11 protein-coding genes and 1 tRNA gene are annotated in these 17,293 nt (G+C 33.9%); 10 read left to right on the forward strand and 2 right to left on the reverse strand.

What is annotated here, in order from left to right; translation table 11 throughout:
- Positions 1-57 precede the first annotated feature (57 nt).
- The 10 genes from BN3326_RS12935 to BN3326_RS12980 all read left to right on the forward strand — a co-directional run bounded on the left by BN3326_RS12935 (position 58) and on the right by BN3326_RS12980 (position 14,193).
- Positions 58-936 carry a DUF3881 family protein gene (locus BN3326_RS12935; RefSeq protein ID WP_069999663.1) on the forward strand — a complete coding sequence of 293 codons (879 nt, stop codon included), beginning with the start codon at positions 58-60 and terminating at the stop codon, positions 934-936.
- A gap of 135 nt (positions 937-1,071) precedes the next feature.
- Positions 1,072-1,145, forward strand: a tRNA-Arg gene (locus tag BN3326_RS12940).
- Between the two features lie 273 nt (positions 1,146-1,418).
- Positions 1,419-3,479, forward strand: coding sequence for a methyl-accepting chemotaxis protein (locus BN3326_RS12945; RefSeq protein WP_069999664.1), 2,061 nt, complete (start codon positions 1,419-1,421; stop codon positions 3,477-3,479).
- Positions 3,480-3,622: 143 nt separating this feature from the next.
- Positions 3,623-4,396, forward strand: coding sequence for a C40 family peptidase (locus tag BN3326_RS12950; RefSeq protein WP_069999665.1), 774 nt, complete (start codon positions 3,623-3,625; stop codon positions 4,394-4,396).
- A gap of 48 nt (positions 4,397-4,444) precedes the next feature.
- Positions 4,445-7,423, forward strand: coding sequence for a diguanylate cyclase (locus BN3326_RS12955; RefSeq protein ID WP_069999666.1), 2,979 nt, complete (start codon positions 4,445-4,447; stop codon positions 7,421-7,423).
- A 147-nt stretch (positions 7,424-7,570) separates the two neighbouring features.
- Positions 7,571-8,527 carry an AAA family ATPase gene (locus BN3326_RS12960; RefSeq protein WP_069999667.1) on the forward strand — a complete coding sequence of 319 codons (957 nt, stop codon included), beginning with the start codon at positions 7,571-7,573 and terminating at the stop codon, positions 8,525-8,527.
- Entirely contained in the window at positions 8,514-9,725 is a 1,212-nt protein-coding gene (locus tag BN3326_RS12965; RefSeq protein ID WP_069999668.1) for a DUF58 domain-containing protein, read from the forward strand. The genes BN3326_RS12960 and BN3326_RS12965 overlap by 14 nt, the downstream gene beginning before the upstream one ends.
- Before the next feature lie 5 nt (positions 9,726-9,730).
- The gene (locus BN3326_RS12970) at positions 9,731-12,031 is read left to right on the forward strand and encodes a transglutaminase-like domain-containing protein (RefSeq protein ID WP_069999669.1); all 2,301 of its coding nucleotides are present in this window, start codon (positions 9,731-9,733) and stop codon (positions 12,029-12,031) included.
- Positions 12,032-12,140: 109 nt separating this feature from the next.
- A complete protein-coding gene (locus BN3326_RS12975) occupies positions 12,141-13,838 on the forward strand; it encodes a hypothetical protein (protein WP_069999670.1) in 1,698 nt (565 codons plus the stop codon).
- Between the two features lie 76 nt (positions 13,839-13,914).
- Positions 13,915-14,193, forward strand: a complete 279-nt coding sequence (locus BN3326_RS12980; RefSeq protein WP_069999671.1) for a hypothetical protein — start codon at positions 13,915-13,917, stop codon at positions 14,191-14,193.
- Between the two features lie 400 nt (positions 14,194-14,593).
- On the opposite strand, the gene BN3326_RS12985 is transcribed toward BN3326_RS12980, so the two are convergent.
- Positions 14,594-15,361: a response regulator transcription factor gene (locus BN3326_RS12985; protein WP_069999672.1), complete on the reverse strand. Its 768-nt coding sequence runs from the start codon at positions 15,359-15,361 to the stop codon at positions 14,594-14,596.
- An 11-nt stretch (positions 15,362-15,372) separates the two neighbouring features.
- Positions 15,373-17,214 carry a cache domain-containing sensor histidine kinase gene (locus tag BN3326_RS12990; RefSeq protein ID WP_069999673.1) on the reverse strand — a complete coding sequence of 614 codons (1,842 nt, stop codon included), beginning with the start codon at positions 17,212-17,214 and terminating at the stop codon, positions 15,373-15,375.
- Positions 17,215-17,293 lie beyond the last annotated feature (79 nt).

A 17,293-nucleotide genomic window follows, 5' to 3' on the forward strand; every position in this document is an offset into this window, starting at 1 on the left:
ATATTTCAAAGTATAATAAGTCATTATGCTAATCGATATAATGAGAGGGGGATGAATATGGAATCTCCAATTACAGCGGTAGGATTTTCAAAAATAGATGGTGAGTATAAGATAGAAGATATAGTCGGCGAAATCTTAGATACGCCGACGAGGCAAGTCGCAAGTCGTATGGCTAATAATGATATACTTGCAGAGTATTCAAAGATGTTTGCAGACGATACTTACGTTATGGTAAGAATAGTAGTTAAAGCCGGTCAAAAAGATACTAAAATACAAGTAGAACAATGTGAGCCCTATGTTGAATCACATCATACAGTGCAAGTGGAAGATTTGATGGTAGAATGTATAGATGATGAATACACATATTATGCAGTCTGTGAAGAAAAAGAAACTGGCATGCAATTTATATTTTGGCTTCAGAATGTTATTGAGTATATAGAAACACTTGATGCGGGGAGCACTTTTAACGAAGTTAAAATGGTAGGCTTAGCTATGGAGGGAACGATCATCCTTCCTATTGAAAAAAATGAAGAAGAAGAAGTGGTTGAAAAAGAAGAACGTGAAAAACTTAAGGTAATCATTCAAAGAGCTAGAGAAGGTGATGAAGAGGCCAAAGAGCAGCTCGAACAAGAAGAAAGAGAATTAGATGAACAGCTTAAAGAACGTATGATGGAAGAAGATTTTCTTTCTATTATGAGTGGTTATTTTGTACCCACTACTTTAGTAGATGCCACTTATGCAATACTTGGGGAAATAACAGGTATTAGTACAAGAAAAAATAATAAGACCAAAGAGGAAATGTACTTATTTGTATTAAGTGTAAATGACATGCCCCTAGAGATTATGATTAATAAGAATATGTTGGTAGGAGAACCGAGCATTGGCATGAGATTTATGGGAACGTGCTGGCTTCAAGGAAGTATTATTATTAAATAAATACTTGACGAAAAGCATATAAAAATGTACTATAATAGTTGCAATAAGATACCAACCCTACTTATAATTGTTGACCAAATGTTGACTAGCTAAGGCAACATCTGGTCAATATGTTGTATATACTAAATCGTATCTGTTTCCGTAGCTCAGTAGGATAGAGCGTTCGCCTCCTAAGCGAAAGGCCGTGGGTTCGATTCCCGCCGGGAACGCTATTAAAGTAAAAACAAAGTCTTGCAGACAGCAAGGCTTTGTTTTTTTGCTTTAAAATAAGTATTAATTGTAAATCTAGAAATCTAAATGGAATATGAATAATTTACTAATTTACAAATTTTGGTTGAGATGATATAGTAATAATGTAGAAAAATGGAGAATTAATGTATATTTTAAAATAAACACTCGCTTATAAAAATACATCATACATTTACATGCACATCTGAGGGATTACCTTTATAATAAAATTAGCTAAATGGAGGAATGATAACATGTTTAAAGGATTAACAGGAAAATCAATCATATCTTTTGGTATTATTATAAGTCTTATTTGCGGCATATTTGGTATGATTACTTATAGTATTGCCAAAAAGGCAGTTGAAGAAGAGATAGAAAGCAAACTGCAGCATCAAATGGCAGAGACGGTCTATGAAATAGAAAATCATTTAATTGCACATGAAAAAGTAGTTTATAGTTTAGCTAAAACTGTTGAAGCTATAGGCCAGGGGCTAATAAGAGAAGAATATATAGAGTTATTAAAAAATTATCCTTTGATTAATGAAAAAACGCTGGGGACGGGGGTATGGTACGAACCGTATAAATATAATAAGGATATGAAATATTTTGGGCCGTATGCCTATAAGGATAACGGAAAAGTTACATTCACTGAAGAATATGCGTCAGAAGAATATAACTATCCAAGCTGGGATTGGTATACGATGGCTAAAGACGCTCGGGATGATGTAGTATGGACAGCACCATATTATGATGAGGTATCCGGTATCATAATGATTACAGCAACTTCGCCGTTTTATAAAAATAATGAATTTCAAGGCGTTGTTACAAGCGATATGGACTTAAATGCACTGCAGGATATCATTAAGCATATTAAAGTTGGTTATACAGGTAAGGCACATCTAATAGATCAAGCAGGTTTTTACATTGTAACAGATAATGATGCCAAGGTAATGGAAACGCGTATTACAGAAGATAAGAATACGAGTTTAGCTGCAGAAAGCAAAATTATGTTAACACAAGATCAAGGTAAGTTTCAATTTAGTGAGGGTAAAGATACATACTATGCTTATTTTTCACAAATCCCCCAAACTGGGTGGAATATCTTATTAACTATTTCTCAAGATGAGGCAGCGCTGTCATTAGAAAACCTTAAAAAAGGTATATTGGTTACGAGTTTATTCATTTTAGCTTTTGGACTATTTGCCACAGTTTTATTGAGCCGCGCTATAACTAAACCGATTATTGCCCTGCTAGAAACCATTAAAAAACTATCAAACTATGACTTGACCCTTGAGAAAAACAGCAAAATAACAATGTATTTAAAAAGAAAAGATGAGATAGGGCTTATTACTAATGCATTAGTAAATATGCAAAATAGGCTTATAGAATTAATTAATAAAATTTCTGATGCTTCAAGTCAGGTAGCTTCTTCTTCAGAGGAATTAACAGCTATTAGTCAGCAGTCTGCACAAGCAGCAGATGAAGTAGCTGGTACTATTGGAGAAATAGCTAAAGGTGCAACTACACAAGCAAAGGACACAGAAAGCGGCCTTGCCCATATTAATGAATTAAGCAGAATAATAGAAGAAGACCAGCAATATATTGAGAACCTCAATGATTCTACAGATAAAGTGAGTAAATTAAAAGATGAAGGCTTGGAGATTTTAAAGAGCCTAGTAGAAAAGACTAAAATTAGTAATAACTCATCAAAAGAAGTGTATGAAATTATTATTAATACAAATGAAGGCGCTGAAAAAATAGCAAAAGCCAGTCAAATGATTACAAGTATTGCAAAACAAACTAATTTGCTTGCATTAAATGCTGCTATTGAGGCTGCTAGGGCAGGAGAGTCAGGGCGGGGGTTTGCAGTAGTGGCAGAAGAAATACGTCACCTAGCAGAACAATCCAATCAATTTACAGAAGAGATTACGACTGTTATTGAAGGGCTGACTGCTAAAAGTGGACGTGCTGTAAAAACAATGCGAGAAGTGGGAAAAAATATGGCCTCTCAAACAGAGAGTGTAGAGCTGACCCATGAAAAGTTTGAAGGAATTAACGAGACTATTGAAAGAATAAATAAAATAATAGTCACAATCAATAAGTCGAGCCAAGACATGCAGAATAAGAAGAATGAAATGATAGGAATTATTGAGAATTTATCTGCTATATCACAGGAAAACGCAGCGGCGACAGAAGAATCGGCTGCAGCAGTAGAGGAACAAACAGCCTCTATGGAAGAAATAGCAAGTGCAAGTGAATCTTTAGCAAGAGTAGCTGAACAGATGCAGGAACAAATTAATAGATTTAAATACTAAAGAATAGATGACAATAATACCGTAAAAAGCAAGGGTTATAAATGCCTTGCTTTTTTTGTTTGATAGATTATTTTACATTATCTGATAAATATATACAAATAAAAGATGAGGTATAGTATAATAAAAAATAAAGAGGTAAAAATATGAATTATTTAAATTTTGAAAATCTAGTTCCGGGTGATATACTGCTTTGCAGGGGAGATGGTTTAATATCTGATCTAATTGAGTTGTTTGATGGGGGGATATATAGTCATTCTGCCCTCTATATAGGCGTTGTTGATGGTAGTCATTCTGTTATACAGGCAACTAGTCAAGGGGTAGCGTGCAATCCGCTGACGATGCTTGAACAAGAAATCTTTACTGATGTATTCCGGTTTAATAAAAGTAATCATAAAATAGGTGATGAAAACTATCCGTTTAAACCCATTGATCAAGTAGGTAGTCACTATGTGGCAGAAGGTCTTCAATATGCATATGATCATTTGATTTTATTAGCCGTATTAACAGTAACACGTCAAATACCACTTGATCCTATGACTAAAAAAATATTGCGAAAGATACTTGATAATGCAGCGGCTTATATATTTAAATTACTTGATCAGGGGAAAACACCAATGGTTTGTTCGGAACTCGTCTATAGGTGTTTTGATGAAGCAGATGAAGCTAAAAAATATCAGCTTAATATTTCGGCATTAGAAATGAGTGCTAGATTACAAGATGATGGTGGAAAATTAAATGAAATTGACGAAGAGTTATTAAAAGCAAAGCAGAATTTTATAGATATATGGCATAAAGCAAAACAAGCAGAATATAATATTTTAGATTTTGTTTCATATCCTGTTGCTGCATGTGTATCTCCAAAGGATATAAGTACCTCTAAGGATTTACAAAACATAGGAAGGCTTAACTTTAAATAACAGAAAATAATAGAATAGCATAAATATGAATCAATAGGAGAGGATAAGGTGAAGCAGAACAGTGGTCATCCCTTCTTAAAAAGACTAAATAGGTACAGTATATATAGTATCTTAATAATAGGCTTATTAAGTTTTTTTGTTGTATTCATTAATAAAGATAAAAATTATTCTGAAAAAATACCAGTTGTTCAAAGTGGTGTATTAGAGTTAGATAAATGGGATTTTGATAAAAATGGCAGTATACAATTAAGTGGTATGTGGGAGTTTTATTATAAACAGTTACTAAAATACGAAGATTTCCATGATGATCAAGGATATGCAGTTTTATCGGGTTATATCAATGTACCTGGTAATTGGAAAAACTATAGTGTTAATAATGAAAAAATAGATAAAATGGCATATGGAACCTATAAATTAAAAGTAAGATTAAATAAAGAGCATGAACCTGAAGTATTGGGAATACGAGTCCCCTACTCATTAACAGCTTATAATCTCATGGTTGATGATGAGCTTTTAGATATAAAGGAAAATGATACAAGCAGGAAGCGTACAGTGTTACAACCTAGGAATATCTTCTTTAAACCTAAGTCTAATCATTTTGAAATTATTATACAGATTCCATATCAAGTTTTTTATGACGGCGGGACGCATTTGCCTTTATATATGGGGAGTGCTGAAGCTATACGATATAAGGAAAAAAATGATCAGCTTAGAGAAATGATGCTTTTTGCATGTCTCATAGTGATGGGCGTATATCATATTTTATTGTATAGCTTTCTACATAGAAAGAAATATATTTTATATTTTGGATTATTATGTGTAACGATTGCACTTCGGTCACTATACGTAAATGAAGCTTTGCTGGTAAGTCATTTTATAACACCGAGCTTTAAAGTATTTCAGTTTTTAAATGCAGCAGGTGGTTTGTTATGTATTTTGCTTTTTGGGAGTTTTATTTATGAACTTTATACCTCAGAGTGTTCTGCAAATGTTTTGAAAGCTATTAAAGCTTATTGTATCGGTATGATTATTATTTCAATAGCGCTGCCTTATTCAATATATGGTTATTTACGTGGTATTAATAATTTAGTTTTAATAATATGTGGCATATATTATTTGAGTATTATTCTAAAAGCTGCTTTTTATAAAAGAAAAGGTGCTTTTATTATGCTCTTTGCTATGCTAGTTATGCTGCTATCAGCGATAAATGATGTTTTATATGTAAGTAATATGAAACGTTTTTGTTTGGTTTATGGGATGACGACTTATGGCACAATTATTTTTGTTTTTGCTTTAGCCATTTTATTATCAAAAATATATGCTGATGCATTTATATCAGTAGATAATTTATCAAAAAAGCTTTTATCCCTAGATAAATTAAAAGATGAATTTTTAGCCAATACCTCCCATGAATTAAGAACGCCTTTAAATGGCATAATTGGTATTACCGAATCACTTGTTGAAGGTGCCGCTGGAGAAATACCTGATAGAGTAAAGAAAAGTCTTTGTATCATTTTGGCAAGTGGTAAAAGGTTAAATAATCTTGTTAATGATATACTAGACTATTCGAAGCTTAAGAATAGTGATATTAAGTTATCATTAGAGTCTGTGAATTTATATGGACTGGTTGATAATGTTATGACGGTATTAAAAATGACAGATCAGACTAAACAGATTATATTAAAAAATGAAATATTAAAAGACATGCCTTATATCTATGCAGATGAAGCCAGGGTTCAGCAGATTATGTATAATCTCATAGGTAATGCGATTAAGTTTACTGAAAAAGGAGAGGTTACGGTCAGTGCAAAACTTGCACAAGATTTCATTGAAATAACTATACAAGATACAGGGATAGGTATTGCAGAGGACAAAATAGAAGAGATCTTTAAATCTTTTGAGCAGATAGACTTTTTAGCTTCAAGGCGGTATAGCGGAACAGGTTTAGGTCTAAGTATTACTAAAAAGCTTATAGAACTTCATGGGGGCAGCATCAGATGTGAATCTGTTCTTGGCAAAGGATCAAGTTTTATATTTACGCTGCCAAAAAGTAATTTTTCATATGATAGGATGAATAAGGCAGTATCACCAAGCCAGCAGCTTATAAACACGCAAACAGCCATAAGTTTTGAGAGTCATAATGCTACAAGCAAACTACGTATTCTGGTCGTTGATGATGAACCTATTAATATTCAGGTGCTTATTAATCAATTATCACTTCATAACTATTATGTAGTAACTGCAACTAATGGAAAAGATGCGCTTAGGCTTGTTGAGGTAGCAAAACTTGATCTTATCATATTAGATGCCATGATGCCCGAAATGTCTGGCTATGAAGTATGTCGAAAAGTCAGAGAAAAATATACCCTTATAGATTTACCTATATTAATGCTTACAGCTAATAGTCAATTAAATAATATATGTTTAGCTTTTGAATGCGGGATCAATGATTATGTAACAAAACCATTTGAAAAACAAGAACTCTTAGCAAGGGTTAAAACTTTAGTTACGATGAAAAATGCTGTAAGTGAATCCATAAAAGATCCTTTAACAGGAGTATATAATAGAAAACGTGTATTTGAGCTTGCTGAACTTATTTTTGAGGAGCATAAAAAAGAAGATAAAACCATGGCTGTTATGATGATAGATATTGACGATTTTAAATATATAAATGATACATATGGCCATGCAGCTGGAGATGATATACTGATTGAAGTTGTTCTAAGGTGTACAGAGATGATCAGAGAAATAGATGTATTTGGAAGATATGGGGGAGAAGAATTTGTAATAATCTTACCGCATATCACACGAGAAGATGCCATAAAGCTGGCAGATGGCATAAGAAGTAATGTGCATAGAAGGCTGGTAAGAAGCAGTGACGAGGAAGAACTTACTGTTACTATTAGTTTAGGGATTGCTGTAAATAGAAAGCATAGCGACACTGTATATGAAATGATTAAAAAAGCAGATCAGGCATTATACAAGGCCAAGAAAAACGGTAAAAATAGAGTAGAAATAGCAGAGTGAAAATTAGAGAAGATGCCTAAAGGTAATTTAAGTCTTTAGGCATCTTCTCTAATTTTATTGGCAAGATATGTTTGTTTTAATACTTAGAATTTATGATATGATTAAGTTAGGATAGTTTATTTTGAAGATATTTAGGGGGATATTACGATGGAGCAGTCCGTTAAGATAATTAACAATGTAATTGAGAATGTAGAAAAAGTTATTATAGGTAAACGAAGTGTAATAGAGCTTATTGTTGTAGCTTTTATTTGTAAAGGACATGTCCTGATAGAGGATGTTCCGGGAGTTGGAAAAACAAGCTTGGCACTGGCACTTGCAAAGTCGATTGACAGTACTTTCAAACGGATACAATTTACACCGGATATTTTACCAACAGATATTACTGGGTTTTCGGTTTATAATCAAAAAACTGGAGATTTTGATTATAAGGAAGGTGTTATTCTTAATCAGATTATATTAGCAGATGAGATTAATCGTACATCGCCTAAAACGCAGTCCAGCTTACTTGAAGTTATGGAAGAAGGACAGATTACAGTAGATGGCAACACTTATAAAATGCCAGAACCTTTTATGGTTGTTGCAACACAAAATCCTGTAGAATACCTAGGCACATTTCCGCTTCCAGAAGCTCAGCTAGATCGTTTTTTCATGAAGATAAGTATAGGTTACCCCACGGTTCAAGAAGAAACCCATATGCTAAGTCAGTTTAAGATGCAAAATCCTCTTAGTCATTTAAAGTCTGTAACGACAGGCAAAGAAATTATGGCAATTTCGAGCCGAATTAAAGAGGTCTATGTAGATCAAAGTATTTATCATTTTATAGTGAGTATTATAGAAAAAACAAGGAAGCATCCAGAAGTTGTATTAGGTGTAAGTCCAAGAGGATCACTTAACCTTTTACGGGCAGCGCAAGGATGGGCGTTTTATAATAAAAGAAATTATGTACTGCCTGATGATGTTTTGAAAATGGCACTGCCTGTACTTGCACATAGAGTTATTCTCAAACAAGAAGCTAAACTTAAAAAGATAACAGGCGCAGATATTATTAAAGAGAGTATGCATAAGGTTATGGTGCCAACGGTGAATGGTCATGTTAAGAAATAGAGTAGCTTACGGTTTGTTTTTAGGAGCAGCTATAGTTTTCGTTTACTTTTATCCAGGTCTTTTTTCTTCTATGTTTTTTTATACCCTATTACTGATCCCTATTAGTTCTCTTGTTTATACGTTGTATGTCTATTACAAATTCAGCTACATACAAAGTGTAGATAAGAAGTTTGTTACAAAAGGTGAAGTAGTTACTTTTAATGTAAAGATTGTCAATGAGACTAAAATGATATATCCGTATATCGAAATTCAATTTTATGGAGGCAATACTGTTTTCACACAACATTTTAAAACAAAAAAGATGGCTGTATTACCAAATGATTCAAGTACGTATCCGTTTATCTTAGAATGCCAGTATAGGGGCTATTATGAGGTAGGATTAAAAGAAATTAAAATAAAGGATTTTTTAGGATTTTTTAGTTTTAGGTATAAAGTGTTTGAGCCAAAGTATATTACCGTTTATCCAAGAATTATCTCTCTAGAAAGGTTTCCAGTAAGTAGCAACAAACTTTCAGATCTAGAAGGTATGTTAAGTGGAAGAGGACAAGAGCAAGGAGTGTTATCTGATGTTAGAAAATACAGCTATGGTGATGGTCTTAAAAAAGTCCACTGGAAACTAAGTGCCAGGAAAAATGAAATAATGGTTAAAAATTATGAGAGCACTGACACGATGCAGGCGATTGTTCTTTTAGACTTAACGGAGAATGCCTATGGGATTTTAGAAAATACAATACTGGAAGATAAAATAGTAGAGGTTAGTGTAGCTGTGTTGAATTATTGTTTGCTGCGTCAGATAGAGACCCATTTTATTTATCATAATGGCAGTGATATGATAAGGGAGAGTGCGAAAGAATATTCTCATTTTGAAACTGTTTATAATACGCTCTTTAAGATCCAGTTTGAGAGTAAGACGCCATTTGATGAAATGCTTCAATTAGCTTTAAGAGAAGAACACGTAAAAAACAATATTATTCTTATTACGTCAAGGCTTGATGAGAAACTTTATAGACAAATGGGTATCTGGCGTGAGCTAAGCCATGAGGTTATATTAATCTATATTTCAACAAGCGAACTTATGCATTTAGAGGAAGAGCAAAAAGTAAAAACAGATGAAATCTTCCAACCACTGCAAGAGATTGGTATAAAGACTTATGAAGTACATATGCAGGATGATATTAAAACTATTTTGGAGAGCTAATAACAATGAAAATGAAACAATTAAATATTTTAAGAAAAGTAGTGGATGGGCTTATAGCATTTATTTTAATGGGGCTTATGGCATTTAGTATAACCTATATTATTATCTATGGGATGGAAATTACTTATTCACCTCTAAAGCTTATAGCAATTATTTTTAGCACTTTGGGTGTTTTAGCTGCTATTTTAATGAATAAGCTGACTCTAAGAATAACACTTATTACTTTAACAGTTATGGGGCTTTTGGGAGGGGCTTATTTATACCATAAAAAGATTTTAGGAGATCTTTTGGTGGCAGTACAAGACGAGCTTATAGCCTTTGGTGAATGGAGTATAAACTTTATATGGGGCATTCCAGCAGGAAACAGTTATTATATAAACTATTTTGTGCTATTGTTAGGTATTTGTACTGCAGGAATAACTTATATTTTTACAGTTAAAAAATTCAGTTTTTTAATATTTTTTTTAGGTGGTGTATCTGTTTTATTATTTGAAATCATAAAACAGCAAGCGGTTAGTGAATATGCATTTTATATGTTTGCGTTTGTATGTTTGATTTACTTTTTTAAAGCTAAATATATAGACCTTCAAAAACAACTTGATGAGACTAATGAGGGTACTTATAGAAATTTCATGAAAACAGGCATCTGCATAGCTGCGGGTATTTTAGTATGTGCTGCACTTCTTGCCCGTACATACCCTTATAAAGCCGAGTGGCTACATGACTTAGTAGATAAGTTTAGTCACAAGACATATTATTATTATGCCGCTGAGAATTTTTCCGTTGGCTCAGCCGGATTTCAAACAGATGATAGGACTTTAGGAGGGGACATCACACCAAGCGATGTGATTGTTCTCGAAGTGGCATCAGCATCTCCTATTTATTTAAAAGCAGTATCAAAGGGCATTTATACAGGCGGTGCATGGATCAGTGAGAAAGAAGAACCTTTACCTATTAATCTCGAGACTCAAAAATTTGAAGATACAGTTGAAATGCTAGAGGTCATTAAATGGATAACTGATGAGAATCAGACACTAGATGTCTTCTTTCATAAACAGCGTGTAGATGTAACATTTGTGAATATAAGTACAAAGTCAGTCTTTGTTCCGTCCAAAATGGAGTCTTTTAAAACTACAAGTGAAAAGAAGGATGTTTTTTTAATGGATTCGGATGCTTTAGTCTTAGAAGAACCAGCAAGTAAAGGTTTTTCTTATACCACAGAATTTTATGAACCTCAAGATCAGGATGATCTATTTAAAGATATGCTTAGAAAAAGTAAAGTTGGTTTTTATAATGCTATAAGAAGCGATGGTATGGCTCAAGCAAAAGAGATTGATAAGTGGATCGCACATGCGAAGATGCTCACAAATACATATACACAGCTTCCAGAAGAACTGCCAGAAAGAGTGAAAGCACTTGCCTATGAAATTACAGAAGGGCAAGAGACTAATTATGATAAGGTTAAAGCGATAGAGGACTATCTTGTATCCAATTATACTTATACGCTGACTCCAGGAAATCCAGAAGAAGGCAAAGATTTTGTAGATACATTTTTATTTGAGAATAAAAAAGGATACTGTATTTATTTTGCATCCGCTTTTGCAATATTAACAAGAAACATAGGGATACCTTGCAGATATGTGGAGGGCTATGCACTGCCGCAAAATCGTGACAGTAAGCAAGGTGTGTATATTGTAACCAACAAAAGAGCGCATGCGTGGGTAGAGGTTTATTTTGAAGGGATAGGTTGGATCAAGATGGAGGCTACACCTCCCTATAGACAAGTAAATATAACAAGTCAAAATAGTATAAGTATGGAAGAGGCTATAAGTAATACACAGACTTTCTCTACGATAGATTTAGATATAGCGGTCCTTAAGCAAACTCAAGTATGGGGACAGCGTTTAATAATAATGCCTATTAGCATAAGTGCAGTACTTATACTAAGTATCTATATTTTATATAGGATAAGAAAATATAGATTGATGAAGATGGCACCGAGAAGAGCAATATGCTATCTTTATAGATGCTATTTAAAGCTGTTGGCTTTTCAAAAGATTTCTATTACAGAGGGTGAAACAGAGCATGTTTTTTCAGTGAGGGTAGATGAATGGATAGATTTTAGAGAAGTAACGTTTAAGGATATCACAGAGATTTACTTAGTTGCTACATATAGCCAGCTTGATATAACAAAGGAACAAAAGCAGAGAATGATAGACTTTCACAAGTGTCTTTTAAAAGCGTCAAAGAAAAGGATTGGGGTATTGGCATACATTACCTGGAGGTTGAGGTATACATTTTTATAAGATGGTATAGTTAGATATTGACTTAAATGGTAAAATAATATCTTAGGATAATGTTTTACATAGGTTATAAATCTTAAAATTTTAAAATTAAAAAGTATAGGAGAATATGATGACAGATAATAATATGAAGCATAGCTCGGTCGATACGGAGGCTAGCAAAAATGATACAGTAACTACGGAGCTTGCTGGTGGACAAGAAGAGAGGCCGGAAATACAAGGGAGTAGGATAGAACAACCGGTAAAGAAGAAGTTAAGTCCTAAATTAATAGGGATCATTGCAGCGGCAACAGTGGGCATCTGTGCTGTGGGAGTAGTCGTTGCAAATGCAGTTGTTCCTGTCGTATTACCTCAGGTATTTGTAGCAGAGGCACTAAGAAATACACAAAAGGTTCTGTTAAAAGAAGCTAAAGCCATTGATGATGCAACGGGAAGGGCTTTAAGTACGCAAATTATGCAAAGTGAAGGTGTGCATACTGATTTTGCATTAAAGCTAGAAAGTATAGAAGGTGAAGGCGCCGAATATATTAATGGGATTATAAGAGGGATAGGCTTATCAGGACAAATAAAGAAAGATAGAGAGGCCAAAAATTTCCTGGGAAACATTGCGATCAATCAAGGCGCTCTAGACCTCGTAAGAGCTGATTTCTATAAAAATAACGCAGATATAGGCATTGCTATTCCAAAACTGTTTGAAAAGACTATTGCACTTAATCTAGATAGCTTTATACAAGATTATAACCAATCTGCTTTGTTTGCGCTCACTGGGGAGCCTATAGACGAAGCGGAATACAATACAATTAGAAGTTATTTTGAGACGTATGGGGATCAGAATTTTAATGAACAACTTATTGAGAATATTTCTAAGCGAAGTGAAGAGGCATTTAAAAGTGCAGATATAAAGTATAATGGCAAAACAAATGCCGTATTAAAAGATCAGGGAAAAAGCTATAGAACTTATGAATTAACGATGCAAGAGAGTGAAGTTAAAAGTTATATTAAGGACATATTTAATATAGTTATGGAAGATGAGGCCGTTAGAAATTATATTGAGACTGCGGATGCTATGCAGTCACCTGTGGCGGGTGAAAAATTAAGTCATGCGCTACAAAAACAGATAGAAGAATTTAATAAGACAATCGACAATATGGAAGGGCTTGCTTTAAAAACAATTCTTAGAATAGATGGAAATAAACAGATCATTGAGGCGACTTCTGAAACAGCAGTTACTATAGAAGGGGAGAAGATAGAGATCGCACTTGATGCAGCGCTTATGGGTGATAAATTTATAACGGATGAAGTACAAATAGCTTTAGCTATGAGAAATCAGGAGCAGCAAGCAGGGCTCAATTTTACATCAACCAGTAATTATGGCGAGGGTGCAGAGAAACTGGTACATAATATGATTTTTGAGGTGCACGAAGATCAACTGCCTCTTGCAAATATGAAATTAGATATGGCTTATAATACTAAGGCGAAAGAAAATAATTTATCAGTAGCCGCAGAAATAAAAACACCTGATCTAGCCTTGTTATCTGTAGTAATAGAAGGCGCGATGCAAAATAATAAAAATAGTAAACAAATTAGTATCAATATGGATAAGATAGCACTAGGGTTTAAGGGTGGCTATATGGATCATACTGTTAATTTCTCAGGTAAGTATGCTTTGCAGGCTATCAAAAAATCAGAGATAGTGTTTAACCAAGATAATGTACAATACTTATTTGATATGACACAAGAAGAGCTTATAAATCTCACACAAACACTTTATATGGGGATGATGCAAATAGGAAGTGTTTTACTTCCTTAAAGGCTATTTATAACTAAAAGATGTGTGCTATAATGTAGGAAGATTTGAGATCATTATAGATACAGGAGGAACGATCATGAGCATAGAAAAAAGAATGCAAGATTTTGAAAAAGTCTCCGAAAAGAACCTTACCTCAGAAGATGTGTCTAAACGTATGGCGGAATTTGATAAAGTAGCCAGTGAGACTAAGCATCACTCAAATGACAAAACAGGTTCGCTGCCCTATGGGTTAAAACGCTATAGACCTTGTCCACAGTGCGGAGAATTTATGGAAATACAGGAGTTTGCGGCAGATGCAGCAACCTATTTATGCAGTACTTGTCATAAGGCTACACAAGTTAAACTAGGCGTATAATTAAGAAAAGGCTCTTATTTAGAAAAGAATAAGAGCCTTTTTTTAGGGTGCATATTTTTAAATACTCTGTCAAAATGAGCATAAGACAATGGGGTTATTTAATACATATTAAGTAAGCCAGATTGTATAATGGGGTGTAAATAATGCAAATAGTTAACTTGTTCATAAGATCAATAGTAGAAGAAGGAAATTACGTTCCAAGATCAACTGACCTTTACAATATATTACTGGAATTATATAGAATCTATGTGATGAACCGTGTGCCAATAGATAAATTTTATTGGGAAGTTATGTACACTTACTATATGTTTAAATTTGCTAGATAGATTAAAAGGACATTAGCTGCAGAAGGGATATAAATAGCCTCGCTTGCAGACAATGTCCTTTTTGACACTATAGGTTATAGCTTGTGATTTTTAATACGATACTCACTGGGATATAGATTAGTATTGGTTTTAAAGACTCGGCTAAAATAAAAAGCGTCATTGTAACCTACTAATTCTCCCACCTTTTTTATATCTAAATCAGGATAGTTGATAAGAAGCTGTTTAGCTTCATTGATACGTAGTTTAGTAATGTATTTAATGGGGGATTCTTGTTTGTATTTTTTAAAAACACGACTGAGGTAGTCGGAAGTAAAACCTAACTTATGGGCAAGTTCGCTTAAAGAGATTTCTTTTTTGAAATTTTCGTGTAAATAAACTTCAATTAAATTGCTTATTTCTTCCTTGCTAAGCGTATGTACATCTACTGAAAGCGCAGCAGTATGACTATATTCAGAATCAAGCATAATAACTAGCTTTTGAAGGCATGTATTGAGATTCTCAACAGAAATGGGTTTGAGCAAGAAGTCTTTGACCCCGAAACGTAGTGCTTGCTGGGCAAAAGTAAAATCATTATAGCCACTTAAGATAACAGCTTTGATATAAGGATATGTGGTATGAAGTTGTTTGGTAAACTCAAGCCCGTCCATTTGCGGCATTTTGATATCAGTAATTAATAAGTGGGGCTGAAGTGCTTCAACAAGCGCCAAGCCATCTTTGCCATTTGAGGCTTCACCGACGAGTTCAAGCGGCAAGTTAAGGCTATTAATTTTTTTAATAATATTTTCACGAATCAAATACTCATCTTCAACTACCATATATTTGTAAGTTCTTACAGTATGCATAATTAACCTCCCTAGTAAATGATAGGACCACCTATTGTGATACATGTGCCTTCTTGCACTGCACTTTTAAGCTCAAAAACAGCTTGCTCATTGTAGAGCAGAAGCAGCCTTAAGTAAACATTTTTAATGCCCATACCGCCTATTTTAAGTGATGTAATTTCACGACTGCCTTTAAGTTTTTCAAGTTTATGTAAAAGTTCAGTTATCATTTCCTCTGTCATGCCTTTGCCATTATCTGTGATGTGAATGAGCCAGCGATTTTCAAGTTTTTCGCAGCAGATATTAAGCTGCCAAGGCGATGCTGTATCAAAAGCGTACTTAAAAGCATTTTCAACAATAGGCTGAATAATGAGCTTGGGGATACGTACTGCTTTTAGCTCTTCGGGAATCTGAATATGATAGCTAAAATCAGATCCAAAGCGTATTTGCATACACGCAATATATTTCTCTGTATAAAGGGCTTCTGTCTGGAGTGTTACAGAAGGTTCATCACTGGCAGATATATAACGGAAGTAATCGCACAGAGCATTGCACATAAAAACAACCTGATCGGTATTCTTTTCTTCAGCAAGGATACTAATAGTCGTCAAGTTATTATAAAGAAAGTGAGGGTTAATCATAGCTTGAGTAGCAGACATTTTAGCCCGTGTTTCCTCAGACTTAGTGCTCATAATTTCTTGTGAAGATAAGCAAAGCTTATGATACATAGAATTAAAAGAATTAAAGAGTGCATGAATTTCTTCTATAGAGCTATTTGGACATGTCATGATAGAAGTATTTTTTTCTAGTACGTTATTAATATTAACCTGTTTAATAGCGAGCGTTAGTTTATGGAGAGGATCAGTTAGTTTACTAGCTACAACAAAACAAATTAACAGTGTAACAAAAATACCTGCTAGAATGATAAAAATAAAATATTTTGTAAAATCATAAAGCGGCTGGAGTAGTATAGTTGTAGGCTGAGTAACAACGACTTTCCAGTCGAGGTTAGAAATAGGAGCGTAAGTGATGGCTATTTTAAGCTTTTGCTCTTTGTCAGCCAAAGTGTAACTCTCAAAAGGGCTAAAATTATTTTCCACAATCAATTCGTTATAGTCAAGAGAGGAGATTTGGTTAGAAACATACGGGTAGATCAGCTCGCCTCGCTCATTATAAATATAAAAACGCATAGTAGGATTGGAAGCAGATGTCTGCTCCGCAAATGAGAATATAGTACTGCAGTTTTGAATGACCTGTACGATACCCTGAGGGCGGTCAGCACCGTCAAAAAAAACTCTGCAAAGGGATATAAACTTATCATCTTTAAAGTTCATAGGCATAGAGGGCATATTAACCAGAGATTCTGGTGCAGTAATATATTTAATGCCGTTGTTATTAATTGTTTCCTCATACCAAGCTTTTTGAGACAGTATGACAGGAGCCGTATATTGATGAAAGCCAGAACCAATACAGGTGCCTTGAAGGGAGTAGATATTAATTTGTTGTACACTTTGGAAAGGACCTATAATAGCTGAAATAGTATCATAAATATTTAAAACACTGTCCCTGGAGGATGCATAAGCAGGATTAAGAGAGCTTCCTTCCCTCCCCAGGGTTTCTACATTAACTAAATTTTTTTGTATAATGCTTGAATAAATAATGTTCATGGAAATCGTGGACATTTTATCAATTTCCGAAGAGACAGAATTGCTAATAGATGTACTTAAGTTATCAGCATAGGCTTTAGCATCTTTATAGATGTTTTCTCTATAATAAAAATAAAAAATAAAAAAGCATATGGATAGCAGTAGGGTAATCAGTAATGCATAATCAATAAAAAGGTTCATTTTTTGTGAACGTAATTTGCCTTTCATAGACCAGTACCTCTTTAAGTAGTTTAGGTAATATTTTTTATTATATAATGCGCTACAAAAAAATGCAAAATCTAAAACT

Source organism: Cellulosilyticum sp. I15G10I2 (assembly GCF_900095725.1).
GTDB lineage: Bacteria > Bacillota > Clostridia > Lachnospirales > Cellulosilyticaceae > FMMP01.